This is a genomic window from Lacimicrobium alkaliphilum, from assembly GCF_002591895.1.
Classification (GTDB): Bacteria; Pseudomonadota; Gammaproteobacteria; order Enterobacterales; family Alteromonadaceae; genus Lacimicrobium; species Lacimicrobium alkaliphilum.
Genome location: NZ_NISX01000014.1, coordinates 91,350 through 118,057, shown reverse-complemented (window position 1 = coordinate 118,057; position 26,708 = coordinate 91,350). Strand labels below are relative to the sequence as shown.

General features: G+C 50.9%; 20 protein-coding genes. 11 read left to right on the top strand and 9 right to left on the bottom strand.

From position 1 onward, the window contains the following. The 6 genes from CDA54_RS19750 to CDA54_RS14010 all read left to right on the top strand — a co-directional run. The coding region (locus CDA54_RS19750; RefSeq protein ID WP_218962412.1) for a hypothetical protein at window positions 1-314 on the top strand (314 nt) is incomplete at its 5' end. 862 nt (window positions 315-1,176) lie between these two features. After that, complete coding sequence (gene leuA / locus CDA54_RS14030) at window positions 1,177-2,730, top strand: 2-isopropylmalate synthase (RefSeq protein ID WP_099035651.1); 1,554 nt, start codon at window positions 1,177-1,179, stop codon at window positions 2,728-2,730. Next, entirely contained in the window at window positions 2,731-3,828 is a 1,098-nt protein-coding gene (gene leuB / locus CDA54_RS14025; protein WP_099035650.1) for a 3-isopropylmalate dehydrogenase, read from the top strand. Further along, window positions 3,828-5,228, top strand: coding sequence for a 3-isopropylmalate dehydratase large subunit (gene leuC / locus CDA54_RS14020; protein ID WP_099035649.1), 1,401 nt, complete (start codon window positions 3,828-3,830; stop codon window positions 5,226-5,228). The genes leuB and leuC overlap by 1 nt, the downstream gene beginning before the upstream one ends. A 97-nt stretch (window positions 5,229-5,325) precedes the next feature. Continuing rightward, window positions 5,326-5,925 carry a 3-isopropylmalate dehydratase small subunit gene (gene leuD / locus CDA54_RS14015; protein WP_099035648.1) on the top strand — a complete coding sequence of 200 codons (600 nt, stop codon included), beginning with the start codon at window positions 5,326-5,328 and terminating at the stop codon, window positions 5,923-5,925. Between the two features lie 99 nt (window positions 5,926-6,024). After that, on the top strand, window positions 6,025-7,230 hold the full coding sequence (locus tag CDA54_RS14010) for a cyclic di-GMP phosphodiesterase (protein WP_099035647.1): 1,206 nt from the start codon (window positions 6,025-6,027) through the stop codon (window positions 7,228-7,230). Window positions 7,231-7,569: 339 nt separating this feature from the next. On the opposite strand, the gene CDA54_RS19960 is transcribed toward CDA54_RS14010, so the two are convergent. Next, on the bottom strand, window positions 7,570-8,352 hold the full coding sequence (locus CDA54_RS19960; protein WP_099035646.1) for a potassium channel family protein: 783 nt from the start codon (window positions 8,350-8,352) through the stop codon (window positions 7,570-7,572). Continuing rightward, window positions 8,352-9,254 (bottom strand): DUF350 domain-containing protein, encoded by a 903-nt coding sequence (locus CDA54_RS14000; protein ID WP_099035645.1) that lies wholly within the window; start codon window positions 9,252-9,254, stop codon window positions 8,352-8,354. Before CDA54_RS14000 ends, CDA54_RS19960 begins: the two co-directional genes overlap by 1 nt. Before the next feature lie 384 nt (window positions 9,255-9,638). Between CDA54_RS14000 and glnE the strand changes: the two genes are divergently transcribed. After that, complete coding sequence (gene glnE, locus CDA54_RS13990) at window positions 9,639-12,470, top strand: bifunctional [glutamate--ammonia ligase]-adenylyl-L-tyrosine phosphorylase/[glutamate--ammonia-ligase] adenylyltransferase (RefSeq protein ID WP_099035643.1); 2,832 nt, start codon at window positions 9,639-9,641, stop codon at window positions 12,468-12,470. A 332-nt stretch (window positions 12,471-12,802) separates the two neighbouring features. Here the strand turns inward: glnE and CDA54_RS13985 are convergent, their stop codons facing one another. Both CDA54_RS13985 and lpxL read right to left on the bottom strand, forming a co-directional pair. Further along, window positions 12,803-13,411, bottom strand: a complete 609-nt coding sequence (locus CDA54_RS13985; RefSeq protein ID WP_099035642.1) for a TcpQ domain-containing protein — start codon at window positions 13,409-13,411, stop codon at window positions 12,803-12,805. A 27-nt stretch (window positions 13,412-13,438) separates the two neighbouring features. Next, window positions 13,439-14,386: an LpxL/LpxP family Kdo(2)-lipid IV(A) lauroyl/palmitoleoyl acyltransferase gene (lpxL, locus tag CDA54_RS13980; protein ID WP_099035641.1), complete on the bottom strand. Its 948-nt coding sequence runs from the start codon at window positions 14,384-14,386 to the stop codon at window positions 13,439-13,441. A gap of 157 nt (window positions 14,387-14,543) precedes the next feature. Here lpxL and CDA54_RS13975 point away from each other — a divergent pair, with 157 nt between their 5' ends. Beyond that, the gene (locus tag CDA54_RS13975) at window positions 14,544-15,584 is read left to right on the top strand and encodes an XrtA/PEP-CTERM system-associated ATPase (protein WP_099035640.1); all 1,041 of its coding nucleotides are present in this window, start codon (window positions 14,544-14,546) and stop codon (window positions 15,582-15,584) included. A 205-nt stretch (window positions 15,585-15,789) separates the two neighbouring features. Here the strand turns inward: CDA54_RS13975 and lysS are convergent, their stop codons facing one another. From lysS to CDA54_RS13955, 4 genes are all read right to left on the bottom strand, one after another. Then, window positions 15,790-17,328 (bottom strand): lysine--tRNA ligase, encoded by a 1,539-nt coding sequence (lysS, locus tag CDA54_RS13970; protein WP_099035639.1) that lies wholly within the window; start codon window positions 17,326-17,328, stop codon window positions 15,790-15,792. Window positions 17,329-17,371: 43 nt separating this feature from the next. Then, a protein-coding gene (gene prfB, locus CDA54_RS13965) for a peptide chain release factor 2 (protein WP_099035638.1) occupies window positions 17,372-18,470 on the bottom strand; the annotation gives its coding sequence in 2 pieces (ribosomal slippage) (window positions 17,372-18,394 and window positions 18,396-18,470; 1,098 coding nt in all). Between the two features lie 551 nt (window positions 18,471-19,021). Further along, entirely contained in the window at window positions 19,022-20,059 is a 1,038-nt protein-coding gene (locus tag CDA54_RS13960; RefSeq protein ID WP_099035637.1) for a general secretion pathway protein GspB, read from the bottom strand. Continuing rightward, a complete protein-coding gene (locus CDA54_RS13955; protein ID WP_099035636.1) occupies window positions 20,052-20,963 on the bottom strand; it encodes an ExeA family protein in 912 nt (303 codons plus the stop codon). Before CDA54_RS13955 ends, CDA54_RS13960 begins: the two co-directional genes overlap by 8 nt. Before the next feature lie 260 nt (window positions 20,964-21,223). Between CDA54_RS13955 and CDA54_RS13950 the strand changes: the two genes are divergently transcribed. The 3 genes from CDA54_RS13950 (at window position 21,224) to srmB (ending at window position 25,191) form a co-directional block, all read left to right on the top strand. Then, a complete protein-coding gene (locus CDA54_RS13950; RefSeq protein WP_099035635.1) occupies window positions 21,224-22,462 on the top strand; it encodes a multifunctional CCA addition/repair protein in 1,239 nt (412 codons plus the stop codon). A 122-nt stretch (window positions 22,463-22,584) separates the two neighbouring features. Next, window positions 22,585-23,307, top strand: coding sequence for a sulfite exporter TauE/SafE family protein (locus CDA54_RS13945; protein WP_099035634.1), 723 nt, complete (start codon window positions 22,585-22,587; stop codon window positions 23,305-23,307). Window positions 23,308-23,952: 645 nt separating this feature from the next. Beyond that, a complete protein-coding gene (gene srmB, locus CDA54_RS13935) occupies window positions 23,953-25,191 on the top strand; it encodes an ATP-dependent RNA helicase SrmB (protein ID WP_099035632.1) in 1,239 nt (412 codons plus the stop codon). Window positions 25,192-25,385: 194 nt separating this feature from the next. On the opposite strand, the gene CDA54_RS13930 is transcribed toward srmB, so the two are convergent. Continuing rightward, the gene (locus CDA54_RS13930) at window positions 25,386-26,438 is read right to left on the bottom strand and encodes a TonB family protein (RefSeq protein ID WP_180237224.1); all 1,053 of its coding nucleotides are present in this window, start codon (window positions 26,436-26,438) and stop codon (window positions 25,386-25,388) included. Window positions 26,439-26,708: the final 270 nt, after the last annotated feature.

The following is a 26,708-nucleotide window of genomic DNA, read 5'->3' as shown; positions in this document are numbered from 1 at the left end:
CTCTGCGATCTTTGCGCCTCTGCGAGATCAAAGAAAAAATTGAAATGCGTACTGATAGACACAGCGATCATGTAGCCAGGATGCAGCGCAGCGGAATCCGGGAACAAACCTCGAACCTCTTAAAAAGGCCCCGCAATCCAGTGATTTTAATGAATGCAAATTTACCGCAGAGTCGCAGAGCCGCAGAGGACGGGGAGATTCAAAAAATTATTCCTTCCATTCTCTGCGCACTCCGCGACTCCGCGGTGAAAACCTATTACTCAGAATTCATACTGATAACTGAAGACTGGGAACTGCTAACCTTTTTAGGATAAACATCCCAACAGACACGGGAATTGGTCTGATCAGTGGGTGAATCATAGGCTATTCCAGATAGGTATTAGATTAAATGACCTACAAACCTTGACCTGCGCCGCGCTTCGCGATACTAATATGCCAGCAAAAAAAATTAGTGAAAAAAATCCATGAAAAATAACCTGTTCCTACTCCTACTTCTTATGGCAACCAGATTGCACGGGTAGTTGTGGCCAACAGGCTCAGGATTAACAGAAACCCGTGCACAGCACGGGTTTTTTTATGTCCATGGGCTAAATGCGCCTGGAAAATGCGAAGCATCTTCAGAATTTAGCGCGAAAGCATGGATGCTGAAGCTGGGCTTTTGATAAAGGCAGGATGCCTGTTTCAAAAGGACGGGCAGGTGATTGCTCCTGCATAACCTGCACTTCCGCCATCCGTGGCGGTCGTATACGGAAATGTCGGGAACAATTATCCGGCGATGTCCATGGGCTAAATGCGCCTGGAAAATGCGAAGCATCTTCAGAATTTAGCGCGAAAGCATGGATGCTGAAGCTGGACTTTTGATAAAGGCAGGATGCCTGTTTCAAAAGAACGGGCAGATAATCGCTCCTGCATGATCGGCACTTCCGCCCTCCATGGCGGTCGTATGCCGACATTGCAGGGATGCATCTCGTCGGCCAGCCCGACAGCGATGGCAGGCATTTAAATCTGTGTCGGACTAAAGTCCGACCTACAAAACCAGCATTGCAGGGGCCAGTTTACTGGGCCAATAAGGTCAGAATCCGGGCTCCTGTGGTCGAATAAATTCGACCCTGCAACATATACAGAATCGAGCGGGAACTCAGCATACAGGCTGATAAATCAAGCAGAGGAACGACCATGTCAGACAGAGTAAAGATATTCGATACCACCTTAAGAGATGGTGAGCAGGCGCTGCCTGCCAGTCTAAGTGTTAAGGAAAAACTGCAGATTGCTCTGGCACTGGAACGACTCGGAGTTGATATTATCGAAGCGGGTTTCCCGGTCTCCTCGCCGGGAGATTTTAAGTCTGTGCAGGCGATTGCCAGAGAGGTGAAGAACTCCGTTGTATGCGGTCTGTCCCGTGCGGTAGCCGGCGATATCGACGCCTGCGGCGAATCCCTGAAAGTGGCAGAGCGCTTCAGAATTCATACTTTTATCGCCACCTCTGAGATCCATGTCGGTGCCAAGCTGCGAAAATCTCAGGATGAAGTGCTCGATATGGCCGTACAGGCCGTTAAGCATGCCAGGCGCTATACCGATGATGTAGAGTTTTCCTGCGAAGATGCCGGACGCACCGATATCGATTACCTCTGCCGGATGGTAGAAGCGGCGATTAAAGCCGGGGCCAGCACAGTCAATATCCCCGACACCGTCGGCTATACCATCCCCACTGAGTTCGGTCAGATTATTCATACCCTGTTTAACCGCGTACCCAATATCGACCAGGCAGTGATTTCGGTGCACTGCCACAATGATCTCGGCCTGGCGGTAGCTAACTCTTTAGCGGCGGTACAAAACGGTGCCCGTCAGGTGGAATGCACCATCAACGGTATCGGTGAGCGGGCCGGTAACTGTTCGCTGGAAGAGATTGCCATGGTACTTAAAACCCGCGAGAATCTGCTGGGCCTGAATACCGGCATCAACAGTCAGGAAATTTCCCGCACCTCCAAACTGGTCAGCCAGATCTGTAATATGCCGGTGCAGGCCAATAAGGCCATTGTTGGCGCCAATGCCTTCAGTCACTCCTCGGGCATTCATCAGGACGGTGTGCTGAAGTCCATGAATACCTACGAGATCATGACGCCGGAAAGTGTCGGGATCAGTAAAAACAATCTTAATCTGACCTCCCGCTCCGGCCGCCATGTGATCAAACATCGTATGCATGAGCTGGGCTACAAAGATGAGGATTATGATCTGGATACCCTGTACGCCGCCTTCTTGCGGCTGGCCGATAAAAAGGGGCAGGTGTTTGATTATGATCTCGAAGCGCTGGTGTTCTTCGACCAGCAAAAACAGCAGCAGGCAGAGTATGAACTGCTGTACCTGCATGCCAATGCCGGTAAAGGCATGATCCCCAGCGCCACGGTAAAAATGCGCATGGGCGAGCGTGAAGGCACCGCATCGGCCATCGGTAACGGCCCGGTGGATGCGGCCTTTAATGCCATTATTGAAGTTACCGGCAATGAAGATATCGATATTGTCGATTTTAAACTCGACTCCAAAGGTGAAGGGGCCGACGCCCTGGCCCAGGTCAGTGTAGTCGCCGAATACAAAGGCCGTCGTTTCAACGGTATCGGGCTGGCCACGGATATTGTGGAAGCCGGAGTTAAGGCCTTGATTTATGTACTGAATAACACCTGTCTGGCAGATCAGATAGATGAGAAAAAACAACAGAAAATAGCAGGGGTATAAATGTCTGAATATTCCATCGCATTATTACCCGGGGACGGTATTGGCCCTGAGGTGATGGAGCAAGCAGTGAAAGTGTTACGGGCCATTGAAGCGGCCTTTGAGCTGAAATTCTCACTTAAATCTTTCGATGTGGGCGGCGCAGCCATCGACAACCATGGTAAGGCTCTGCCTGAAGATACGCTGGCGGGCTGCGAAGCCGCCGATGCGATTCTTTTTGGCTCCATTGGCGGGCCGAAATGGGACAACCTGCCCTTAGACGAGCGCCCGGAGCGGGCTGCGCTACTTAAATTACGCAGCCATTTTGATCTGTTCAGCAACCTGCGCCCGGCACGGATTTATCCCGGCATGGAGCACCTGTCGCCACTTCGGGCCGATATTGCCGCCAGCGGCTTCGATGTAATGGTGGTGCGCGAACTCACCAGCGGTATCTATTTTGGCCAGCCCAAAGGCATACAGGGTGAAGGCGAAGAAGAATTTGCCTTTGATACCATGCGTTATTCACGCCGTGAGATTCGTCGTATCGCCAAACTGGCCTTCGAATCAGCGCGCCTGAGAAACAAAAAAGTCACCTCGGTAGATAAAGCCAATGTGCTGGTTTGCAGCCGTTTGTGGCGGGAAGTCACCGAGGAGGTGGCCACAGACTATCCGGATGTGACGCTGGAGCATATTTATATTGATAACGCCACCATGCAGTTGCTGCGCTATCCCAATCAGTTTGATGTGATGCTGTGCTCCAATTTATTCGGCGATATTATCAGTGATGAATGTGCCATGATCACCGGCTCCATGGGTCTGTTGCCCTCGGCCAGCATCAACGAACAGGGCTTTGGCATGTATGAGCCGGCAGGGGGCAGCGCCCCGGATATCGCCGGAATGGGTATCGCCAATCCTGTGGCACAGATTCTCTCCGCCGCTATGCTGCTGCGTTACAGCCTCAAACTAACGGCGGCGGCCGATGCCATCGAAATGGCAGTACAACACGCCCTTAAGGAGGGTGTCGTTACCGCAGAACTGTTGCCTGAAAGTCAGCGCAGCGAAGCCTGTTCCACCGCAGAGGTGGGAGATTACATTGCCAACAAAATTAAGGAACAGCACTGATGGGTAAGACCTTGTATGAAAAAATCTGGGATGACCATCTGGTGGCAAGAGCCGGAACCGACAACCTGATTTATATCGATCGTCACTTAATCCATGAAGTGACCTCCCCACAGGCTTTTGCCGGGTTGGAGGAGAAGGGGCGCAACCTGCGCTGCCCTGAGCGCACGTTCGCCACCATGGATCACAGCATCTCCACGCGCTCGCTGGCACTGGATGCCTGCGGCCCCACCAATCAGCTTCAATTGATGACCCTGAAACAGAATTGCGACAAGTATGGCGTCGAGCTGTTTCCTGTCGGCCATCAGAAACAGGGCATTATCCATGTAATTGGTCCTGAACTGGGGCTGATTCTGCCAGGTATGACAGTAGTTTGCGGTGATTCTCATACCGCAACTCATGGCGCCTTTGGCGCTCTGGCGTTTGGCATTGGCACTTCGGAAGTTGAACACGTATTTGCCACTCAGACGTTAAAACAGGGTAAAGCCAAAACCTTACTGGTAAAGGTCGACGGCACCCTTCCGGTTGGAGTCACCGCTAAAGATATTATTCTTGCCATTATCGGTGAAATCGGCCATGCCGGTGCCACCGGCCACGTGATTGAATATGCCGGCAGCGCCATTGAAGCACTGAGCATGGAAGAGCGCATGACCATCTGTAACATGAGCATCGAAGCAGGCGCGAAGGCCGGACTGATAGCCCCTGATGAAACCACCTATGCCTATCTGAAAAACAGAGAACGCTGTCCGACAGGGGCAGATTGGGAACAGGCGTTATCCTATTGGCAACAGCTTAAGTCTGATGCTGATGCCCATTTCGATACAGTGGTAAATCTGCAGGCCTCAGACATTACACCTCAGGTTACCTGGGGCACCAACCCCGGTCAGGTCATCGGTGTGAATGAGGCGATTCCACAGCCACAAAGCTTCAGTGATGAGGTAAGCCGCACCTCGGCACAAAAAGCACTGCACTATATGGGCCTTCAACCCGGCCAGAAACTCAGTGATGTGGCTGTCAGCCATGTGTTTATCGGTTCATGTACGAACAGCCGTATCGAAGATTTGCGCGCCGCTGCAAAAATTGCCGCCGCGGGTAAGGTTGCTGAAGGCGTGACAGCAATTGTGGTACCTGGATCAGCCCAGGTAAAACAGCAAGCTGAAAGCGAACAACTGGACAAGATCTTTACCGAAGCAGGTTTCGAGTGGCGTTTACCGGGCTGCTCGATGTGCCTGGGTATGAATGACGACATTCTGAAGCCCGGCGACCGATGCGCCTCCACCAGTAACCGCAACTTTGAAGGTCGACAGGGCCGGGGCTCACGAACCCACCTGGTGAGTCCGGCTATGGCCGCAGCAGCCGCAATCAAAGGTCACTTCGTCGATGTGCGGGAGTTTGATGTATGAGCCTTCTGATAATGCAAGCTAAACAAGCGTTGCTGGACATAGCCGCAGCAGCAGCCGCAATTCGAGGCCATTTCGTAGATGTGAGGGAGTTTGAACAATGAGTGGTATTACAAATTTACGTGGCACCGCCGCGCCGTTAGATCAGGCTAACGTAGACACAGACCAGATAATTCCTAAACAGTTTCTGACCTCAGTCAGCCGCAAAGGGTTTGGCAAACATTTGTTTCACGACTGGCGTTATCTGGATCTGCATGAACAGGAACTCAATCCCGACTTTGCATTAAACAAGACTGAACATCAGGGGGCCAGCGTGTTGCTGGCGAGGCAGAATTTTGGCTGTGGAAGCAGCCGTGAACATGCTCCCTGGGCACTTACCGATTATGGTTTTAAGGTAGTAATCGCCACCAGCTTTGCCGATATCTTTTACGGTAACTGCATGAATAATCAGTTATTGCCCATACAGCTGAACAGTGACCAGATGGACAAACTATTCAATGCCGTGGCGGATGAACCTGCTCTGGAAATTGAGGTGGATTTGCCGGCTCAGCAGGTGCGCTGCAAAGCTGGCCAGTTTGATTTTGATATCGCCGAACATCATAAGCATAAATTGTTAAAAGGTCTGGATGCCATTGGTGAAACGCTGGAGCTGGCCGAAAAAATAGACAGCTACGAGCGATCTATCCCCGCCTGGCGTTGATCTGACGCAAGTCGGTTCAGAATATCCACTTACCCACCTTGATCCCGGGCCTGTTTTGCACAATAGTGCAAAGCAGGTCTGACGTTCCGAGAATATGTAATGCTGAAAATATTTCCCATTGACCAGGTTAGATCTGGCATGTTTGTTAATCAGGTGACTAAACAGACGGCCACTCTTAAGATAAAAACCCGCGGTCTGATAAAATCCCAGTCACAGGTACAACGACTGATTGACAAGGGCATCAGGGAAGTTGAAGTGGATCTGTCCCGCAGTGTGCTGGAACAACCGCTGGAAATTGAAGACGATGCTGATGCTTTGGCAGAGGGCCCTGCCAGTAAAGTAACCCACCAGAAACCTTCAGATGGAGAACGGCTGGGAACCGCTAACACACTTTATGATAAGGCAAAGAACGTACAATCGCGGTTCATCAAGAAAGTAAAAAACAGCCGCCCGAGCTCGGTAAAGGAACTCGAAGAGCTCAGCGCCGATATTATCGACTCAGTCTTTGAGGATCCTAATGCCATCTGCTGCCTGACTCTGATTAAAGAGAGAGACAAGTATCTGCTTGAGCATTCGCTTAACTGCGCCATCCTGATGGCATTGTTTGCACGTCATCTGGGTTTTGACAAGGAATTAATCGATAACCTGGGGCTGGCCGGACTGATGATGGATCTGGGGATGAATACCATTCCCCCGGATATTCTTAATAAAAAAAGCAAACTGGATAATCAGGAATGGCAGATTATTCACGGCCATGTCGATGTGGCCACAGAGATCCTGGACGCCGCCGAGATTGATAATCAGGTGATCAGAGAAGTGGTAACGCACCATCACGAGCGACTCGATGGCTCGGGCTATCCAAGCGGTTTGTCCGGCGATGCGTTGTCGGTTTACGCGCGCATGGCGGCTATTGTAGACAGTTATGATGCCATGACCTCAACAAGACCCTGGCGCAAAGCCTACTCTCCCACTCAGGCACTGAAACAATTACTGGGGTTCAGTCAGGGTCAGCTGGATCAATCTTTGGTACATCAGTTTATTCGCTGTATCGGGGTGCATCCGGTAGGCTCCCTGGTCAAACTAAAAAGCGGTAAACTGGCCATCGTTACCCGTGCCAACAAAGAAGATCCACTTAGCCCGATGGTGATGACTTTTTATTCCGTACGATCCGGCCACTATAACGAAATCAAGCAGCTCGACCTCAGCAAAGCTCAGGACGAGATTGAATCCAGCGTACGCCCGGAAGAGTTTAAGATTAATCTGACCAAATTCTTTAAAGAGGTTTTTTTACAGCAGGTTAAGTAACGCTGCTGCCCGTCATGCCCGAATGCCGTTATCGGGCTTGTCCAGCACCTCTGACAGCACGGTGTTATTGAGCAGCACATTGCTAATTCAAAGGTTGCTGGGCATCCAGCAGTCTTTAAGAAAGACAAAATAACCACAGAGGCGCAGAGAACACTGAGGATAAAAAGTGAGGGGAGAGGTGTCAGGAGTGAGGGCTAAAACCTTGTAGCCCATGATGTAGCGCAGCGAAATCCGGGAAAACATTTATCCTACGAACATCATTTCCTCTCGCAGAGGCGCAAAGGCGCTGGGTTCCCGCCAACAACTGCGGGAACGACTTCCGGTCATGCACGAATGCTGTTATCGGGCATCGTCAGAGGGCTTTTTATTGTTATGTTCCAGCAAATGATCAATTTTGTGATGCAGGGATTGAATAGACTCATCCAGTTCCTCCACATGCTGCTGCATTTTAATGATCCGTTTGTTCTGAACGGCCAGCTGGTCCTTTTCCTGCGGCGTTATAAAATAAGAAGCAATATAACCTGAAATCACACCAAACAGACTGACACCGCTCAGAATCAGCAGGATACTGACTACCCTGCCCGCTGTGGAAACCGGGTAGTAATCGCCATAACCTACGGTAGATATGGTCACCAGACTCCACCAGATAGCATCCTCTGCGGTACGAATATTCGAGCCGGGCAAATCATATTCAATCAGATAAATAGATAAACCTGATGCCCCTATTAACACCACCAGCACTACCATCATGGTAGCCAGGGTTGTCTGAATCCTGTCTTTAAGCGATGTCAGCAACAGATGCCGGGTGTCTTTGATCAGGCGGATAACCCTCACAACCTGCAAAAAGCGGGCGAGGCGGAAAACCTCTACAGCGGGAATGCTGGCGACAAAGTCAATCCAGTGCTCTTTTACATATAAAATCCGGTCCCGGCTCTGGCTCAGGTTGTAGAAAAAGTGCAGCAGAAAAACCACACAGATAATGGTGTCCATAATCAACAGGTAATGACGTACATCCTCGGGCAGGCGCATTACGATCAGTACCGAAATATTAACCACGGCAACGATGGACAGCACCATCATGCCAATATCGAAGGGACCTAACTTTGTTCTGTGTTGTGTCATCAGGAAACCAGCCCTAACAATAACAGCGCCACCCCGATTGTGAGCGCCATTTCGATACTTGCCACACCAATATTGTGTTGTTGGTCTACTTCCCGTACCAGATTAATTCCCTTTAGTACCAGTCTTTTAGCGACCCAGGCCAGGATAATCGTCAGCAACGTAAACAACAGCGCAATAAACAGCCAGTTGATCAGGTTACTGATATAAGCCCAGGGGTGGTAGACCAGTATCTTACTCGCAGCACTCACCGCAAAGGCAACGCCCAGCAAGTGGCCGCCATGCTGGATCGCCAGAGCCACCTGTCCCCGCACCAGTACGTCCTGCATAGAATCATTCTGGTTATCCTGGGCAAAGCGCCGTTCCATTAACCGGGTCGTCACCAACATCACGGTCTGCGCCACAAAAAAGCCACTCAGAATAGCGATGCCGCTATATAGCGTAAAACCCTCTGTCCATAACATTACGCTGCGTATAATGATCGCCGTCGCGATGGTATTCGCGCCATCTACCAGGCCAATACTCACGTTTCCCTGAAGTATCTGCTCACGCTTATTAAAGCGATTAAGAATGACCTTGTCATGGGCCCAACGACCTATTTTAATCAGGATAATACCGCCAATACCAAATACCAGCATTTGCAGTGACTGAGTCAGGTAGTCATCGGCGGAAGCTTGCTCTGCGGCACTCCAGACCACGATACTTAACGCCAGCAGACTGGAGGCGACACTCACGCCAAAGGCGAAATTATCTTTACCGGAGAGCTCATTGGTACTATCTACCCGGGTCCACAGGGTATACACCCAACGCATGGCAATCAGCAGCACCAGAGCGATCAGTATATCGGCACTAAAATAAGCCAGCATCTCCGGGTTATACGACAACGTCAGAATCTCTGATTCCATGGCATACCTGCAGTAAGTCAATAATGCTTTAATTATTCGTTACTTATCAGGCCAATTGCAAGGTAATACCCATTCATCCGGATAATTAACCAGTTCACAGCGAGTCAGAAGGGCTCAGGTCAATGCGCCGCTGCAAAGGCACAGTGGTTTTACTCAGACAAATGGCACCGAACAGAAAAGTCCTGCTGGCCACAAGCCTCAAACGCTCGCCTGGCTGTGTTATGGTCCTTTGCTTTAACCCCGCAACTCGTCAGAGCCATGCCCTATCAGAGAACATGTTTGTGCTCGTTGAATGGGTCATTATCCGGATGGAATGGTATAAGCTGTTGGATCATGATGAGGCTGCTGGCATATTGACTATATCGGCAATGTAGCAGGACAAAAATGATGCTCGAACACCAGGCGCAAGACTACTGGCAACAACTCATGGAGGCACACCCTCAGGCGAGCTGGCTGCCAAAACACCAACAGACTCTGTTAAAGGTGCTGGGCCTGAGCGATTTTATTGCCCGCAGTTGTATACAGGATCTGAGTGTCGTGAAACATTTACTGGAACACGAACAACTCAGCGCCCCGCATCCTGACTACTTATCTCAGCTGAATCAACGGCTGGAATCTGTCAGCGATGAAACGTCATTACATGAACAGCTGCGACAGTACCGCCGTCAGCAGATGGTACGCCTGGCCTGGCTGGATCTGACCAATCAACAACAGATTGAAGACTCCCTGGAGCAGGTTTCTGCACTTGCCGATGCGCTGATTACCTCTGCCGCCGACTGGTGTTACAGCAAACTGGCAGAACGCTTCGGTTACCCGATGCTGGACGATAAACACCAGCCTATGCTGATTATCGGCATGGGCAAGCTGGGTGGTGCGGAGCTGAATTTTTCATCAGATATCGATCTGATATTTTGTTATCCACAATTGGGTGACACACAAGGCGCCAAAAAAACCATTGAGAATCAACAGTTTTTCACCAAGCTGGGGCAAAAATTAATTGCCGCACTGAACCAGATCACCGCGCAGGGCCAGGTTTTCAGGGTAGATATGCGCTTGCGCCCTTTTGGCGACAGTGGGCCCCTGGTGATGCATTTCGCCGCTCTGGAAGACTATTACCAGGAGCAGGGCCGGGAATGGGAACGCTACGCCATGGTGAAAGGGCGGGTGATCAATACCAGCGGGCCTTTTGCCGACGAGCTTAAGGCGATCCTGCGCCCCTTTGTATTCCGTCGCTATATTGATTTCAGCGCCATAGATGCGCTGCGCAATATGAAAGCACTGATCAGCAAAGAGGTCAGACGCCGCCAGCTAACCAATAACATCAAGCTCGGTGCCGGAGGGATTCGGGAGGTGGAGTTTATTGTCCAGACTTTCCAGTTGATCCGTGGTGGCCGCGAACAGGATCTGCAACAGCCGGGGCTGCTGAATATCCTCAGCGTGCTCACAGAGCGGGAGTATTTGCAGCAGCCGGATGCGAAAAGACTACGCGACGCCTACCTGTTCCTGCGTAAAACTGAGCACTGCCTGCAACAATTTTCGGATGAGCAAACACAACAGCTACCCACTGATGAACTTGATCGCGCCAGACTCAGGCAGGTGATGGGGTTCACACAGTATGCTGAGTTCGAGACCAGGCTGAAAAATGAGATGGCCTTTATTCACGATCAGTTTATGGAGCTGATTGGTGATGAGCCCGAGCATCAGAGTATTGAGGAGCTCAGTGATCTGGCCGATCTCTGGACACTGCCACTGGACGATGAAGAAGCACTGCCAATACTACAGAACTTTGTTTCGGTCAGAGAAGGTGAAGGGTTCTGGCAGAAACTGAAAGTATTTGCTGAAGAAATGCGCCAGCGCAGCATGGGCAAACGCGGCCGGGAGACGCTGGACAAGTTAATGCCGGGCATGTTGCAACTGGTACTGGAATGCCATAAACCAGAGCAATTGCTGGAGCGAATGACTGCCGTCATTAAGTCCATTTGCAGACGCACCACCTACCTGGAATTACTGCTGGAAAACCGCGGTGCCATGGAACAACTGACCCGGTTATGCAGTGCCAGCCCCTGGATCGCCGAACAGATAACCCATTTTCCAATCCTGCTGGATGAACTGCTTAACTCCGAGCATCTGTATGAACTGACGCCCCTCAGCGGCTATGCGGACGAGCTCAGGCTCAGTATGCTGCGGATCCCGGAGCAGGATCTGGAAGCCCAGATGGAAGCCCTGAGGCAGTTCAAGCTCAGCCAGCAACTCAAGATTGCCGCAGCCGATGTTACCGGCGTGCTGCCGGTGATGGAAGTCAGTGACCACCTCACCTCTCTGGCAGAGGCCGTGATCCAGGAAGTGGTACTGGACGCCTGGCAGCAAATGGTGGCACGTTATGGACGCCCAGCAGGTATAGAGGATGGTCAGCTTGGTTTTGGGGTAGTGGCCTACGGCAAACTTGGCGGCATCGAACTGGGATACGGTTCCGACCTGGATCTGGTATTTCTGCACAACTGTGACTCACAAGAGGAAACAAGTGGTGCCAAGGCCATTGAGTCTGGCAATTTTTACATCAAGCTTGCGCAACGGATCATGCACCTGTTCAACACCAAAACGGCATCAGGAGATCTCTACGAAACAGATTTACGCTTACGCCCCTCTGGTAACGCGGGGCTGCTTGTCTGTCATATTATGGGGTTTGCCGAATATCAGCAAAAAGAAGCCTGGACCTGGGAGCACCAGGCGTTGGTAAGAGGTCGTTTTGTATTCGGTGACAAACAGCTGGCGCAGGATTTCAGCGATATCCGCAAGCAGATTTTGTGTCAGCAAAGAAGCCTCGCGCCCCTGCGGGATGATGTCAGCAAAATGCGTGAAAAGATGCGCGCTCACCTGAGTAAAGAACATAAAGATGGACGAGCGTTTGACTTGAAGCAGGGCCGTGGTGGCATTGCCGATATTGAATTTCTGGTACAGTACTGGGTGCTGGCCCACAGTGCTGCACATCCCGCGCTGTGCGAAAATTCAGATAATGTGAGAATTCTCAGAACCCTGGAAATTCATCAGGTTATCAGTCCGGACTGGGTCAATGTGCTGACCCAGGCCTATCTGATTTATCGCAATGCGGGGCATCAATACACGCTGGCCGGAGAACCGGCTATCGATACCTCGGATAATCTGCAGCAGTTGCAACAACAAGTCAGCAGCATCTGGCATGAGGTGTTTGAGCAATAACGGACTTCGATATCCCGGGCTTTTCTTTGTTTGATCTCGCAGAGGCGCAGAGATCGCCAAGAAGAACCGTTGCAGATCGATGGCTTCAGATTCTGTAGCCTGCAAGGAGCGAAGCGGATTGCGGGGATACAGGGGCGGCTTGCCGTATTCCGCTTCGCTACATCAAGGGCTACGGGTTTTAGCCCTCACTCCTGACACCTCTCCCCTCACTTCTTAGCCTCTGTGGTTAATCAGCTTTTTTTGCGTGAATTCGTGGTTAAAAAAGGCGCTGGGTTCCCACCAAACAACGCGGGAACGACCATCTGTCATGCTGTGGTTATCGCATACCCGAGCTATACAGGGCTGCAATATTGCCTGAGGTAATCGTTGACCCTGTCGGTGATCACAAAGGTTCGTTGCCGGGGGCAGAAAAAGGCTTCTACGGTACCATTGAAATTACTGTCTACGGCCCGGGCTATCTGCCCCAGCGCACCGGCAATGGTGTCTTCAACCTGAAAACTGCTTTTCACAACAAAATCCTGGTTAAGCTCCCATAGCAGTTGCATGCCTTCAGCCTGGGCGTAAGCGGTAATCACCTCTCTTAACGTCCCTCCGGCTTTAAACGTCCGGTATCTGTGCTCTCCGACCCAGCGGCCGGAAACCGGCTTCTGCAAACTCTCCATACTTTGTAATCGCTCACCAAGAGGTTGCTCCGATGTTTTAACATCCATCACAAAGTCACTGGTGTTTTCCAGAGACAATTCCGGACCGGAGCGATACTGTGCATAGAAGTCGGTCAGGCCGGTTGCCGGGTTCCGCTTAGGCTTTTGTCCTTCAGGTTTGGGGCTGGAACTACGGATCGCTTCCAGATTAATCACCACGGTAGCGATAATGATCAGCACCAGTGCCAATCCCAGGTGCCTTATCCAGACTGAGTTTGTTGAGACCTTTTTCTTTTTCATAATCCTGATGCAATAATCTCTGAGCGACTAATACAATGATTCGGGAGTGTGTTCAGGTCGGGTTTTAAACCTTTTATGCATCCACAAATATTGTTCCGGTGCTTTTAACACCATTTCTTCAATACGTTTGTTAATCCGGCTTACATCCAGTTTATCGTCTCCTGAGGGAAAATCTTCAAGCCCGGGCAAAATATGAACTTCGTAGCCCTTATCGGTACGCAGTGGCAATAAAAATACCGTTTCACAATTTGCCTGACTGGCAAACAATAAGGTACCGGTTGTGGTTGCCGTTTCTTTTACTGCAAAAAAGGGCACAAACTCACAGCGTTTAGGACCATAATCCTGATCCGGAAAATACAGACCTAATTCCTGATGGTTCAGGGCCTTGAGCATATCCCCCACTGCCCGTTTATTAATCAGATACTTGTTCGAGCGGGCGCGGCCATGGTACTGCATATACTCCATCAGCGGGTTGTTGTGCCGCCGGTAAAACGCCACACTGGGGTGTTTTAATCCTATCACTCTGCAGTTCATTTCCAGATTCATATTGTGAATCACCAACCCGAAGACGCCTTTTCCTTTGGCCAGTATCTGTTCAACATGCTCATAGCCAACAACACGGCTCAGTTTTTTTACCCGCCAATCCGGCCACCACCATCCCATGCCCGTTTCAAAAAGCGCCATACCGGCTGAATCAAGGTTGGCCTTAACGAGTTGCTCGCGTTCCTTTGCAGACAGATCAGGAAAGCTCAGCTCGATATTGCGCTGGGCCACTTTGCGTCTGGATTTAAGCACATAATAGAGCAAACGACCCACGCCTTTGCCAAGCCACATCTGTAACCGGTAAGGCAGCCAGGAGATCAGATACAGTATGATAATACTTAACCAGGTCAGCCAATATCGGGGATGAAAAAAGGAAAGTTGGAATTTGGGAGCTTTTACCTGCACGAACGACCCTGCGTCTTTTTCGGGCATTTTACCCCAGTACCTGAACACAGAGCAAATAAGCGATGCGTTAGCCGGATGTTTTATTATTTGCTTGTTTCTGGCTCTGCACTTAGCATGGGGCACTGCCAGACACTATTGACCTTACGCCACAGGCTGTACTCTTTCTAGGAAGCGAGTTTTACACATGTACGAGAGCTTTTACGGACTAAATGCCAAACCTTTCCAGCTTACGCCGGATCCGAGTTTTTTCTTTGCCAGTAAATGGCATAAAAGGGCACTCTCTTATCTGGAATATGGCCTGGCCCAGGCTGAAGGTTTTATCGTCATCACCGGAGGGATCGGCACCGGTAAAACCACCATTGCCAACAGTTTACTGGAAGAGATTCAGGATGATATTTTTGCGGCACAAATTGTAACGCCCAAATTGTCTCCCGATGAACTGGTTAAAATGGTGGCCAGTAAATTTGATATTAATGTTGCCGGTAAAACCAAGGCTGATATTCTCAAGGATCTGGAAACCTTTTTGTTTCAGCTCAATCAGCAGGGTAAACGGGCGTTGTTACTGGTGGATGAAGCCCAGAATCTGCCACTGGAAACCATTGAAGAATTGCGCATGCTGTCCAACTTCCAGTCCAAGGGCAAACCGCTGTTGCAAAGTTTTCTACTCGGTCAGGAAGAGCTGCAACCGATCCTCAGAGCCCCGAATATGGAACAGTTCAGACAACGTATTGTCGCCTCGTGCCATTTATCGCCACTGACTGATACAGACGTCAAAAACTATATCGAGTTTCGCCTCTATCATGCAGGCTGGCGCGGCGCGGCGCTGTTTACCGAAGGCGCTTACCAGAAAATATTTGAATTCACCAAAGGCGTGCCGCGCAAAATCAATACACTGACAGACAGGATCCTGCTGTATGGGTTTTTAGAAGAGCTCAAAGAGCTGGATGAAGCCGCAGTGGAAGCGGTGGTCGATGAAGTGGCCGATGAAATGTTTATTCAGGACTCACCCGCGGTCAAAGACAACAGCCCCATCAGAGAACCGGATCAACCAAGCTCCCCTTCTGCCCTCGTGACCAAAGACATTGAGTATTATAAGTCGATGCTCAAAGAGCTGACGGATGCGCTGGATGATGCCATCAGCCAGAAGGTCAAACTGACCCGCTATATCGACAAACTATTGAAGAAAAAGTACAAGACCTACGTGCGACTGAAATCCGACGAGTAATAACTAAATTAACCACAGAGACACAGAGGTCACAGAGGTTTTAAACGGTAAATACCTCTGCGATCGCCGCGCCCCTGCGAGATCCCAGGCTTTTACCTATTGATCTCGCTGAGACGCAAAGGCGCTGAGAACACTGAGGAAGCAACGGATTATACCTTCAAACTTCTCTGTGACCTCCGCGGCTGTGGTAATCAGCTTTTTGCTGTCACTCCTGCGGGCGCATATGGGGGAATAGGATCACGTCTTTGATGGTGGGGCTGTCGGTAAACAACATCACCAGACGATCGATACCGATGCCTTCTCCTGCTGTGGGGGGTAGCCCGTATTCCAACGCACGGATATAGTCTTCATCAAAGTGCATGGCTTCTTCATCACCGGCGTCTTTTTCTTCCACCTGTTTGCGGAAACGGGCGGCCTGATCTTCAGCATCGTTCAGCTCCGAGAAACCGTTGGCCAGCTCGCGACCACCAACAAAGAACTCAAATCTGTCGGTTATAAAAGGATTATCATCATTGCGACGGGCCAGCGGTGATACCTCCCAGGGATACTCGGTAATAAACGTGGGCTGATCCAGCCGCTCTTCAGCGGTAGCTTCGAAGATTTCGCACAAATATTTACCGGCCCCCCAGATGCCATCCACTTCAGGCTCTTTGATATGCAGGGTTTTCGCCATGGCTTTTAAGCTATCGAGATGATTCTCAGGATCTTTGATCGCCACTTTATCCGCTTCCGGCCAGTATTTGAGAATGGCGTCGCTCATGCTCAGGCGCGCAAAGGGCTGAGCAAAATCATAATGATTTTCTTCCAGCACTTCGCCTTCAGTATCCCGCACCGTATTAACAATATCTGTGGTACCGAGTACGTCTTTGGCCAGAGTACGCAACATGTCTTCGGTGAGATCCATCAGATCGCGATAATCGGCATACGCCTGGTAAAACTCGATCATGGTGAATTCAGGGTTATGCCGGGTAGACAACCCTTCATTGCGGAAATTACGGTTGATCTCAAACACCCGCTCAAAACCACCTACCACAAGACGTTTGAGATACAGCTCTGGCGCGATACGCAAATACATATCGATATCCAGCGCATTGTGGTGCGTTACGAAAGGCTTGGCCGTAGCACCGCCGGGGATCACCTGTAACATCGGTGTTTCCACTTCCATAAAGTCCCGCTCACTCAGATAACGGCGAATGCCGTTAACGATCTGACTACGAACCTTAAAGGTGTCACGGGTCTGCTGGCTCATTATCAGGTCCACATACCGCTGACGATATTTGGTTTCCTGATCAGCCAGACCATGGAATTTTTCCGGTAACGGACGCAATGATTTGGTCAGCAGGCTGTACTCGGCCATATTCACATACAGATCGCCCTTACCTGATTTATGCAGCACACCGGTAACGCCGATAATATCGCCGATATCCAGGCTGCCAAAACGGGCTTTGATATCTTTCTGAGCATCCTTACTGGCATAGGCCTGAATGCGGCCTTTCATATCCTGCAGCAATAAGAAGGGCCCGCGCTTGGCCAGAATACGCCCTGCCACACTGACAACCTGGTCCAGCTCCTCGAGCTGCGGTTTGTCCATGTCGCCAAATTTATCCTGCAGATCCTGGCTATAGTGCTGACGATGAAAATCATTCGGATGGCCGTTGGCCTTGCAGTTTTCACGGATCTCAGCCAGCTTTGTGCGGCGCTCTGCGATCAGTCGGTTTTCTTCCTGCTGGATATCTGTGGTCATGCTCACATTTCCTGATTTTGGTAACTAAATACAGACACTGTTATCAGAGTCCCGATTTCAGACTCGCCTGAATAAATTTGTCCAGTCCGCCATCAAGCACGGCCTGGGTGTTATGGGTTTCAACGCCGGTACGCAAGTCTTTAATCCGCGAGTCGTCCAGCACATAAGAGCGGATCTGACTGCCCCAGCCAATATCCGACTTGGTATCTTCCATGGCCTGCTTCTGCTCGTTTTGTTTTTTCATCTCCATTTCAAACAACTTGGCTTTGAGCTGCTTCATGGCCTGATCTTTATTCTTGTGCTGTGAACGATCATTCTGACACTGCACAACAATACCGCTGGGCTCATGGGTAATACGTACTGCCGAATCCGTTCGGTTAACATGCTGACCACCGGCACCACTGGCACGGTAGGTATCGATACGCAAATCAGACGGATTAATATCGATTTCAATATTGTCATCAATTTCCGGATAGGCGAAAGCCGAGGCAAAGGACGTATGCCGACGGTTGCCTGAATCAAAAGGTGATTTACGTACCAGGCGATGCACACCGGTTTCAGTGCGTAGCCAGCCATAGGCATATTCACCGCCGAACCGGATCGTGGCACTTTTTATACCGGCCACGTCGCCGTCAGACACTTCAATAAGGTCCGTTTTAAAACCATGATCCTCGCCCCAGCGCAAATACATGCGCAGCAGAATATTGGCCCAGTCCTGCGCTTCGGTTCCGCCGGAGCCGGCCTGAATATCCAGATAACAGTCGTTGGTATCCTGTGGGCCACTGAACATCCGCTTGAATTCAAGCCCCTCAAGTTTTTTGATCAGGCTGTCAAGTTCCTGCTGACCTTCATCAAGGGTTTCCTGATCTTCTGCCTCTACCGCCAGCTCCATCAGCCCCTCAACATCTTCGCTACCCTGCTCCAGTTCAAGAATCGTGTCGACCACGCTTTCCAGAGCGACTTTTTCTTTGCCCAATGCCTGAGCCCGGTCTGGTTCATTCCAGACATCAGGGTTTTCCAGTTCACGATTAACTTCTTCAAGCCGCTCTTGCTTCAGATCGAAGTCAAAGATACCCCCTAAGCGCCGCCGTGCGCTCGCGAACATCAGCTATACCGGTTTTCAGTGGATTGATTTCTAACATAAATCGGTCATTTTTCTACAAAACAAAGGAGGCGAATTCTAGCGGATTTGCAGCGCTTTGGACAGGGGCAGAACGTTATCAGATATCAGCTTTTTGAAGGTCAAAGGATGTTCAGCGGACTTATTGGCCCATGGCTAAGGAGACTCATTTGAATACTCAAGGTCACTGGATGCCCAGCAACCTTTGATTCGGGCAAGTGCAATACTTTGACACCCAATATTCAAAGAAAGCTGGATAAACCCAGCAACCTTTGATTCGGGCAAGTGCAATACTTTGACACCCAATATTCAAAGAAAGCTGGATAAACCCGATTACACCGCTCGGGCATGACAGTCGGTCTTTCCCTCATGCAGTTGGCGGGGATCCAGCGCCTTTGCGCCTCAGCGAGATCAACAAATAAAAGCCCGGGATCTCGCAGGGGCGCGGGGAGCGCAGAGAAAACTGACGACTCACTTGATACGAAACGGCTTTGTTTTCCTTTCGTGTCTTTAGTGTTTTTCGTGGTTGATAGCTTTTTTATCGCTGCAGCTCGGTGTAGTGAGCATATTTTATTACCAGTCGGTCAGGGCGCGCATGCTGAATTCCTGACCTTTGTAGGCAAGGATGACATGCTGTGACTGAATCGCCACAATCCGCAGTTCCTGGTCCAGCCATCCTCCTTCTTTGAGTTCCTGACCATTGACTCTGACCCAGCGATCTTTTGGATTAGAAGCAAACATATGCGCCGAAAATGACAATGAAGGTAACTCAGCCAGCACCCAGGAAGGCAATTGATCAACAGGCACAACCTCCTGGGGTGGTTCGACTGTGGGTTCAGATACACTGGTATCGGTGCTTTCCAGCGCCGATACCGCCTGACGGAACTTGTCCAACAGCTCAGGAGAAATATCCCCCGCCGCCGGACTCTCTTTTTCAGCCCGCACCCGCTGGCCTTCCTCTTGTGTCTGAGAATCGTTACGTTGCCCGGTAACGTTCGTCTGCGTGTTGCCGCGAGCAGTGATGCCAGCTTCATCAACAGATCTTGTGGCATCAGTTCTGGCAACCTCTTCAGAGATTTCTGGCAGCGCGGAGGTATCCGTACTGACTTTATCCGGAACCGGTTGGGAGAGAGTGGAAACGGGTTTTGCGGTTAGCTCAGCCTGAGCATCACTGGCAAATAACGTCATCCACATCGGGTAATTGGCGATATTCCAGCCCAGCGCCAGACCACCGATAAACACCAGCGCTGCCATACCAGCCTTACGGGAATAATAATGCCAGTTGTCTGGCAATGACTGAACCGAGGGCAGAAACAGACTGCGATGGAACTGATCGGATAACCGGCTATCAACCTGATTGCGACTGCTGTCCTGCATCAGTAACGTTTTTGTCGGTGAATGGGCAACCTGAGAGTCAGCCCCATCAGCGACTTCCACCGTCTGGGCAGGATCGATCTCGACTTCCTGTACACCCATTTCCCTGAGGCCTTCGATCATCGCCCCACTGGTGACTAACCCCGACTTACGAATTCGTACCGGACCATTTTGTGCAGTAATCTGCACAATCACCATTCCCGGCCTGAGCGCATCAATAGACAAAAATTCAGCCATGCCAGCTCCCTGCTACATAGCCCAGCAATACCCCTGCCAGCATTAGTCCGGATAATATCAGTGTCCACTGTTTGCCCTGGCGCTGACGCACCACATCCTCACCGAGGATCTGTCCGGCTGCGACCATAAACAGATAGCGATGCACAACCAGCTGCTGCTTGGTAAAAGCCAGTGTCAGTGCCCGATCACATAAAAGATTTATCACTCTGGGGATTCCCCCGGTGATCTGATAAATCGCGCCCAGTGTCGACGCTTTAAACAGGCCCTTGTCTCCCCCTGCGACCTGCAGGCGGTGAGCCACATACTCTTTGACTTCCTGAGCGTTGAGCGGCAACAGGTGGTAGCGGGCGGTGATACGTTGGGCAAGCTGACGCAATTCATTGCGTTTGAGCAGTTGCTGCAACTCAGGCTGGCCAATCAGTACAACTTTGAGTAGTTTCTCTCTGTTGGTCTCCAGATTGGTCAACAGGCGCAATTGTTCGAGCACTTCCGGCATCAGATGCTGGGCTTCGTCGATGATCAGAATAGTATTAATGCCACGATGATGGTTTTGTGCCAGATGCTTGAGGATCAGATCGGTATAGTGTTTGAGACTGGCCTGATTATCTTTGTAGGCAATCCCCAATTCGTCACAGATCGTTTCCAGTAACTCCAGCGCCGAAAGAGTTGGATTAAGAATCATCGCCACCTGGGTATTGTCCGGCAATTGTTGCATCAGCTTGCGTGACACGGTGGTTTTACCTGTCCCCACCTCGCCGGTCAGCATCACAAAACCACCGCTTTCCCTCAGGCCAAAAGTCAGATGGGCCAGGGCTTCTTTATGCCGTGGACTGAGAAACAAATAATCCGGGTTTGGCGCAATCGAAAAAGGATTATCCGCCAGACCGAAATAATTAAGATACATAGAAAACTGCGACGCCTGAGTAAAGTTGGTTTCTATCCTGAAACAAAAGTATCCGGGTCAAAAGCATAGATTTTCGCCCACAACCGGCACGGGAGAGCGCAGTGTGCCAGACAGACATCAGTACTCTCAACACAAAATCCGGGCCAAAAGACCGCTTCCAAACGAACAGCCTCTAAGTTAACGATTTGCCTGAAGCAAGTCAAAGCAGTAAACATGAATATTTGGCATAATAGAGCCAGGCTTTTTTAAAGAGAGATTTGATGCAAATTTATCTGGTCGGCGGCGCAGTCAGAGATACCTTACTCAACCACCCATTTCATGAACGGGACTATGTGGTGGTGGGCGCAACGGTACAGGAAATGCTGGATCAGGGCTTTCGCCAGGTAGGAAAGGATTTCCCGGTATTCCTGCACCCCAAAAGCGCAGAGGAATATGCCCTTGCCCGCACCGAGCGCAAATCAGGTCAGGGTTATACGGGCTTTGTCTGTGACAGCAGCACCGACGTGACTCTGGAACAGGATCTGATGCGTCGCGACCTGACCATCAATGCCATGGCTCAGGACAGCGAGGGGCAGATCATTGATCCTTATCATGGCCAGCAGGATCTCGAAGCACGGGTTTTACGGCATGTTTCCGATGCCTTTGTGGAGGATCCGTTACGGGTGTTGCGGGTCGCCCGGTTTGCGGCCCGCTATCATCAGTATGGTTTTACCGTCGCGCCGGAGACGCTGGCCCTGATGCGCCAGATCAGTGCATCCGGTGAACTGGCGACGTTATCACCGGAGCGTATATGGAAAGAAACCAGCCGGGCACTGATGGAGACCCATCCACAGGTGTTTTTTGCCGTGCTGCGCGAAGCCGGTGCAATGAACGACTGGTTTGGCGAGCTGGATGCGCTGTGGGGCGTGCCAAATCCTGAGAGATGGCATCCGGAAATTGATACCGGAGTACATACCATGATGGTGTTGGAGCAGGCAGTCAGCCTGTCTGACAAACTCACTGTGCGTTATGCCGCACTGGTGCACGATCTGGGTAAGGGGTTAACGCCGCCAGAGCACTGGCCATCCCACCGCGGCCACGAAAAATCCGGTCTCAAAGCGATTCAGGCTTTCAGCGACAGACTGAAAGTTCCCAATGACTGTCGGGATCTGGCCCTGCTGGTAGGTGAATTCCATACTCACGTGCATAAAGCACTGGAGCTCAAACCGGCCACGGTGCTCAAAGTCTTCAATCGCTGTGACGCCTGGCGAAAACCAGAGCGTTTTGAAGATCTGCTCATCGCCTGTACCGCAGATGCGCGAGGCAGAACCGGCTTCGAACAGATTCCGTACGATCAGGCCGATTATTTTCGCCAGGCACTCAAGGCCGCCAGCGACGCAGATGTGCAACAGATCATCGCCGCCGGTCATCAGGGCAAAGCCATACGCGACACCCTTGAACAACACCGGACCACCGCCATCGCCGAAGTCAAAAAGGCCTTTACTCAGGCCAGTGCCTGACGCAACTGATCGCCAATGGGCATTACTCACGAATGTGACAACCAACAAATTTCAGAAACCAGGGTCCTGATATGGCATGATCACCTCCAATTGGTTTTTCTGTATCAGTCATACGGGTGGCGATGGAATATCTGTGGTTAGGTTTTGCGGTCTGGCTGGGCTTTACCGCTCAGGCGGTGACAGGGTTTGGCAGTATGGTGATCGCCGTATCTCTGGGCAGTCTGATGTTCAGCATTCCGTCATTGTTACCCATTCTGGTGCCCCTGAATATCTTTATGACCGGCGGTATGGCCTGGCGTCTGCGCCGACAAACAGACTGGTCATTACTTACCACGATGATATTACCGCTGATGATACTGGGCATGGGCGCTGGCATCTGGCTGCTGGACAGCCTGCCACCGACCTGGCTTAAAACCGGCTTTGCGCTGCTGGTATTGTGGTTTTCCAGTCGCGAACTGCTCAAACTTTATCGTCGCCAACAAATTGCGGCCCGGCCTGACTGGTGGCAAAGACTGTGGATGTTTTTTGCGGGAATCGCTCAGGGGTTATATGGCTCTGGCGGCCCCTTGCTGGTGTACGGCATCAGCAGTCGTCAACTGGACAAAGCCACATTCCGGGCCACGTTGGTCAGTGTCTGGTTTGTGCTTAACAGCCTGTATTCGGTAGTGATGCTGATTCAGGGCCGGGTTCAGCCTGTAGCACTGACGATTCTGGCGTGTCTGCCCGTTCTGTATCTGGCGGTTAAAATGGGCGACTGGCTTCACCACCGGGTTGATGAACGCCAGTTCAAACTGGGTATTTGCCTGTTACTGATCTTCTCTGCCCTGGCGATGCTGGTGGGGTGAGGGGAATTATGAATGCTGAATTATGAATTACCACGTAGCCCGGATGTAGCGAAGCGGAATCCGGGTAAACCCATGGGCATTCTCCCAACCCGCAATCCAGCAGCCTTTGAATATATAACTGTGGCATTTTGTCTCCGAGAAGAGGCAAAGGTGCTGGACACGTCCGCTGTGCTTCTTGCAGGCTACGCCACTGAAGACTGATAGCTGGTGGAATGATCAGTGAGGCGATAGCCGTAAAGATAGAGGTACAAGGAATCAATTGGTTGGACTGACGGCATCAGGCCTCTTGTGTTGGTCGAATAAATTCGACTCCAGTACCTAAACATAGAACAAATAAACGGTTCAGTGGGAATTCAAAGCACCTTATACAAGGCGCTTGCTTGTAGGTTTAGTGGGCCTAAATCAAAAGCGAGGAACGCAGTAGAAGGGGCTTTGAAACCCACCCTCCGGGCGAACGCTAGCGACTCCATGGCGGTGTTACGCCATCTTGACGTAGAACAACTATGCCTGCGATGACGTGCCTTGCCCTGAAGGCGCTAGCGTTCGCTGAACCAGTCATTTGCTCTGTGTTTAGGTACTATTAGGGATTAGCCTGTTCATCCTTTATAATCGCGGCCAGATTGTGATCATAAGGGCGAGAGATTAATGTTTGATGAGTTGGATTTGGATGACGCGCTGGTCAGCGCCTGCCAGGAGATGGGGTTTAGTAAGCCCACCAGCATTCAGCAGTTAGTGATCCCGCCTGCCATGGAAAGCAAAGATATTCTCGCCTGCGCCCCGACAGGAACAGGCAAAACGGCTGCATTTTTACTGCCCGCCGCACAGTTCTTGCTGGACTATCCGCGCCGCCAGCCCGGCGCCGTGCGGGTACTGATTCTGGCACCAACCCGCGAGCTGGCATTGCAGGTGCACCAACAGGCACTGGCCCTGTTACGCTTTACCCCGTTAAAGTGCGGCGTGATCACCGGCGGCATCAACTACGGCACCGACCGCGAAACCCTTGAAGACATGCCGGATATTCTGGTGGCAACCCCCGGGCGATTGTTTGAACATATCGAAAAAGAGTCCTTTGATTGTCGCGAGATAGAAATCCTTGTACTGGATGAAGCCGACCGCATGCTGGACATGGGATTCAGCGCGATTGTGAATCAGATTGCCGCCGAGGCAAGATGGCGCAAACAAACCTTTTTGTTTTCTGCCACCCTGGAAGGACCCGGTATTGCCCGTTTTGCCAGAGACATCCTCAAGGACCCGGTTGAAGTTTCTGCCTCTCCTTCTCGTCGTGAGCATGCCAAAATTCTGCAATGGCTGCATTTTGCCGATGATGCCCAGCACAAATTCGCCCTGTTGCTTCATCTGCTTCGTAACGATATTCAGCAGGCCATCGTGTTTGTCAAAACCCGCGATCGTCTGATGGATCTCAAAGCCAGGCTGGATTCAGAAAAGTTGGATTGCTGCTATCTGCAGGGCGATATGCCACAGGATAAACGCAACCTGGCACTGGGCCGGTTCCGCAAGGGTGAAGTGAAAATTCTGCTGGCTACAGACGTAGCGGCCCGGGGTATCGATGTCGCCGACATCAGTCATGTGATCAATTATGATATGCCCCGTACCGCAGATATTTATGTGCATCGTATCGGGCGTACCGGGCGCGCGGGTAAAAAAGGCACGGCCATCTCACTGGTGGAGGCCCATGATTACCTTATGGTGCCAAAGATTGAGCGCTACACCGACCAGACGCTTAAAGCCAGAGTAATTGAGGGCCTGAGGCCGAAAAATAAAAAGCCCGCTGTGCCGGCAAAGAAAAAGAAAGTTAAAAACACCAGCAAAACCAAAAAAGCCGCAGCCAGGACTAAGAAAGTACGTAAAAACAAAGGCAAATAAAGACGGGGACATCGCTGGGTTCTCGCCAACGGCGGCGGCAACGACCGTCCGTCATGCCCGAATGCCGTTACCGGGCACCTAGTGACTTTATATTCACTGTGAACATGACATTAAAAGACACTGGATTCCCGCCGAGGCGCAAAGGTGCTGATATAAAAAAAACCTTCTGTATCTCTGTGCTGAAATCTGCTGTTTTATAATGCTGCGGTCTGCTCTGTTTCAGAGACGGGCTGCAGTTCTACCAACTTAAATTCACTGCCGGGCTTACCTTTTATCTTTACTCTGCATTCGCCCCAGCTGGGCGGTATCTGCCATGACACATCACTGACAGCTTTAAATGTTTGCAACTGACGTTCACAGCGCACTTCCAGAGTATTCAGCGTGCCGCTTACCTCTGCCAGCTGAAAGCCGGAGCGGCTGAGGTGATGATACCAGTAGCGACGCTCATTAATACGGGCCGACACAAACAGCGGTTGGTCACTGTCGACGATCTGGCGGATTTGCTCAACATAGGGTGCCATGGTCGCAATCAGCTCCTCACTATCTGGCACCTGTTGTAGCTTTTCGTAGGTGCTCAGGGCTTCAGTAAACTGATTCTGCGAGACCTGCAATACAAACAGCCGTTGCAGTACATAGCGTAATTGCACATCCGGTAAGCGCCTGGCGCTAATACCGGTAACACGCTTAAAACTTCTGATTTGCTGCTCAACATTACCCACCGCCTGCTGATATAGCCCGTCTATCATCCAATACCAGCCATCCTCAGTAAGATTCCATTGTGGCCGTTCTCTGAGCTCGTCGAGCCTGTCTTTAGCCTCTTCCAGTTGTTGATTTTCAAGCAGTTCCTGAATGGCGCGAATTCTGGATGCAAAACGACGGGTGACACCCTGGCGCTGCTTATGCAAAGCAAAATCCAGTTGCACCTTATAGCATTGCTGTACCGGCTCACCATCGACCAGCGCCGGTTCATATTGCCAGCGTCTGACAGCTCTTAAGGCTTCACGTTCAAACCCCGCAACGCCCGACGAATCGAGTACTACTGCATCCACAACCTCGCCCTGCTTGTCTACCACAAAGTCCACTCTGACCCAGCCCTCTTTACCGGCCCTGGCTTCAGAACGCGGATATTTGGGCGGGTCACGTTCGATGGGCTCTCCATTTTGTTGCTCTGACAACAACACATCCTGCTCGGTAGCAGTAGCAAAGAAGGGGAGTAATATAAGCAAAAACAATCCGGCGGCTTTCATCTTAGTTCCTTTAAGTGACTGAAAGGGAGTTATTAACCTTATAGCATCTGAAGCCATCGACCTGCAACAACCTCAGGAATGACTTGCTCAGGTTCTCTCTGCGTCCTTTGCGACTCTGCGTAACATTTAGAATTGTTTAATGATCTCGCAAAGGCGCAAAGGTTTAAAAAATCTTTTGGTCTCTGTGCCCTCTGTGACTCTGTGGTGAATGCTTTGGTCACTGAGCGCTGGGCGCTTCACCTTGCATAAATTGTTGGATTTAAGTCCAAC

Excerpts from the sequence above, each read along its gene's own strand:
- CDA54_RS14000 (WP_099035645.1), bottom strand. The coding sequence starts at position 9,254 with ATGGAATCAGAGATTCTGACGTTGTCGTATAACCCGGAGATGCTGGCT.
- CDA54_RS14010 (WP_099035647.1), top strand. The coding sequence starts at position 6,025 with ATGCTGAAAATATTTCCCATTGACCAGGTTAGATCTGGCATGTTTGTT.
- srmB (WP_099035632.1), top strand. The coding sequence starts at position 23,953 with ATGTTTGATGAGTTGGATTTGGATGACGCGCTGGTCAGCGCCTGCCAG.
- leuC (WP_099035649.1), top strand. The coding sequence starts at position 3,828 with ATGGGTAAGACCTTGTATGAAAAAATCTGGGATGACCATCTGGTGGCA.
- glnE (WP_099035643.1), top strand. The coding sequence starts at position 9,639 with ATGATGCTCGAACACCAGGCGCAAGACTACTGGCAACAACTCATGGAG.
- CDA54_RS13945 (WP_099035634.1), top strand. The coding sequence starts at position 22,585 with ATGGAATATCTGTGGTTAGGTTTTGCGGTCTGGCTGGGCTTTACCGCT.
- CDA54_RS13930 (WP_180237224.1), bottom strand. The coding sequence starts at position 26,438 with ATGAAAGCCGCCGGATTGTTTTTGCTTATATTACTCCCCTTCTTTGCT.
- leuA (WP_099035651.1), top strand. The coding sequence starts at position 1,177 with ATGTCAGACAGAGTAAAGATATTCGATACCACCTTAAGAGATGGTGAG.
- CDA54_RS13975 (WP_099035640.1), top strand. The coding sequence starts at position 14,544 with ATGTACGAGAGCTTTTACGGACTAAATGCCAAACCTTTCCAGCTTACG.
- CDA54_RS13955 (WP_099035636.1), bottom strand. The coding sequence starts at position 20,963 with ATGTATCTTAATTATTTCGGTCTGGCGGATAATCCTTTTTCGATTGCG.
- lpxL (WP_099035641.1), bottom strand. The coding sequence starts at position 14,386 with ATGCCCGAAAAAGACGCAGGGTCGTTCGTGCAGGTAAAAGCTCCCAAA.
- CDA54_RS13950 (WP_099035635.1), top strand. The coding sequence starts at position 21,224 with ATGCAAATTTATCTGGTCGGCGGCGCAGTCAGAGATACCTTACTCAAC.
- CDA54_RS13960 (WP_099035637.1), bottom strand. The coding sequence starts at position 20,059 with ATGGCTGAATTTTTGTCTATTGATGCGCTCAGGCCGGGAATGGTGATT.
- leuB (WP_099035650.1), top strand. The coding sequence starts at position 2,731 with ATGTCTGAATATTCCATCGCATTATTACCCGGGGACGGTATTGGCCCT.
- lysS (WP_099035639.1), bottom strand. The coding sequence starts at position 17,328 with ATGACCACAGATATCCAGCAGGAAGAAAACCGACTGATCGCAGAGCGC.
- CDA54_RS13985 (WP_099035642.1), bottom strand. The coding sequence starts at position 13,411 with ATGAAAAAGAAAAAGGTCTCAACAAACTCAGTCTGGATAAGGCACCTG.
- CDA54_RS19960 (WP_099035646.1), bottom strand. The coding sequence starts at position 8,352 with ATGACACAACACAGAACAAAGTTAGGTCCCTTCGATATTGGCATGATG.
- leuD (WP_099035648.1), top strand. The coding sequence starts at position 5,326 with ATGAGTGGTATTACAAATTTACGTGGCACCGCCGCGCCGTTAGATCAG.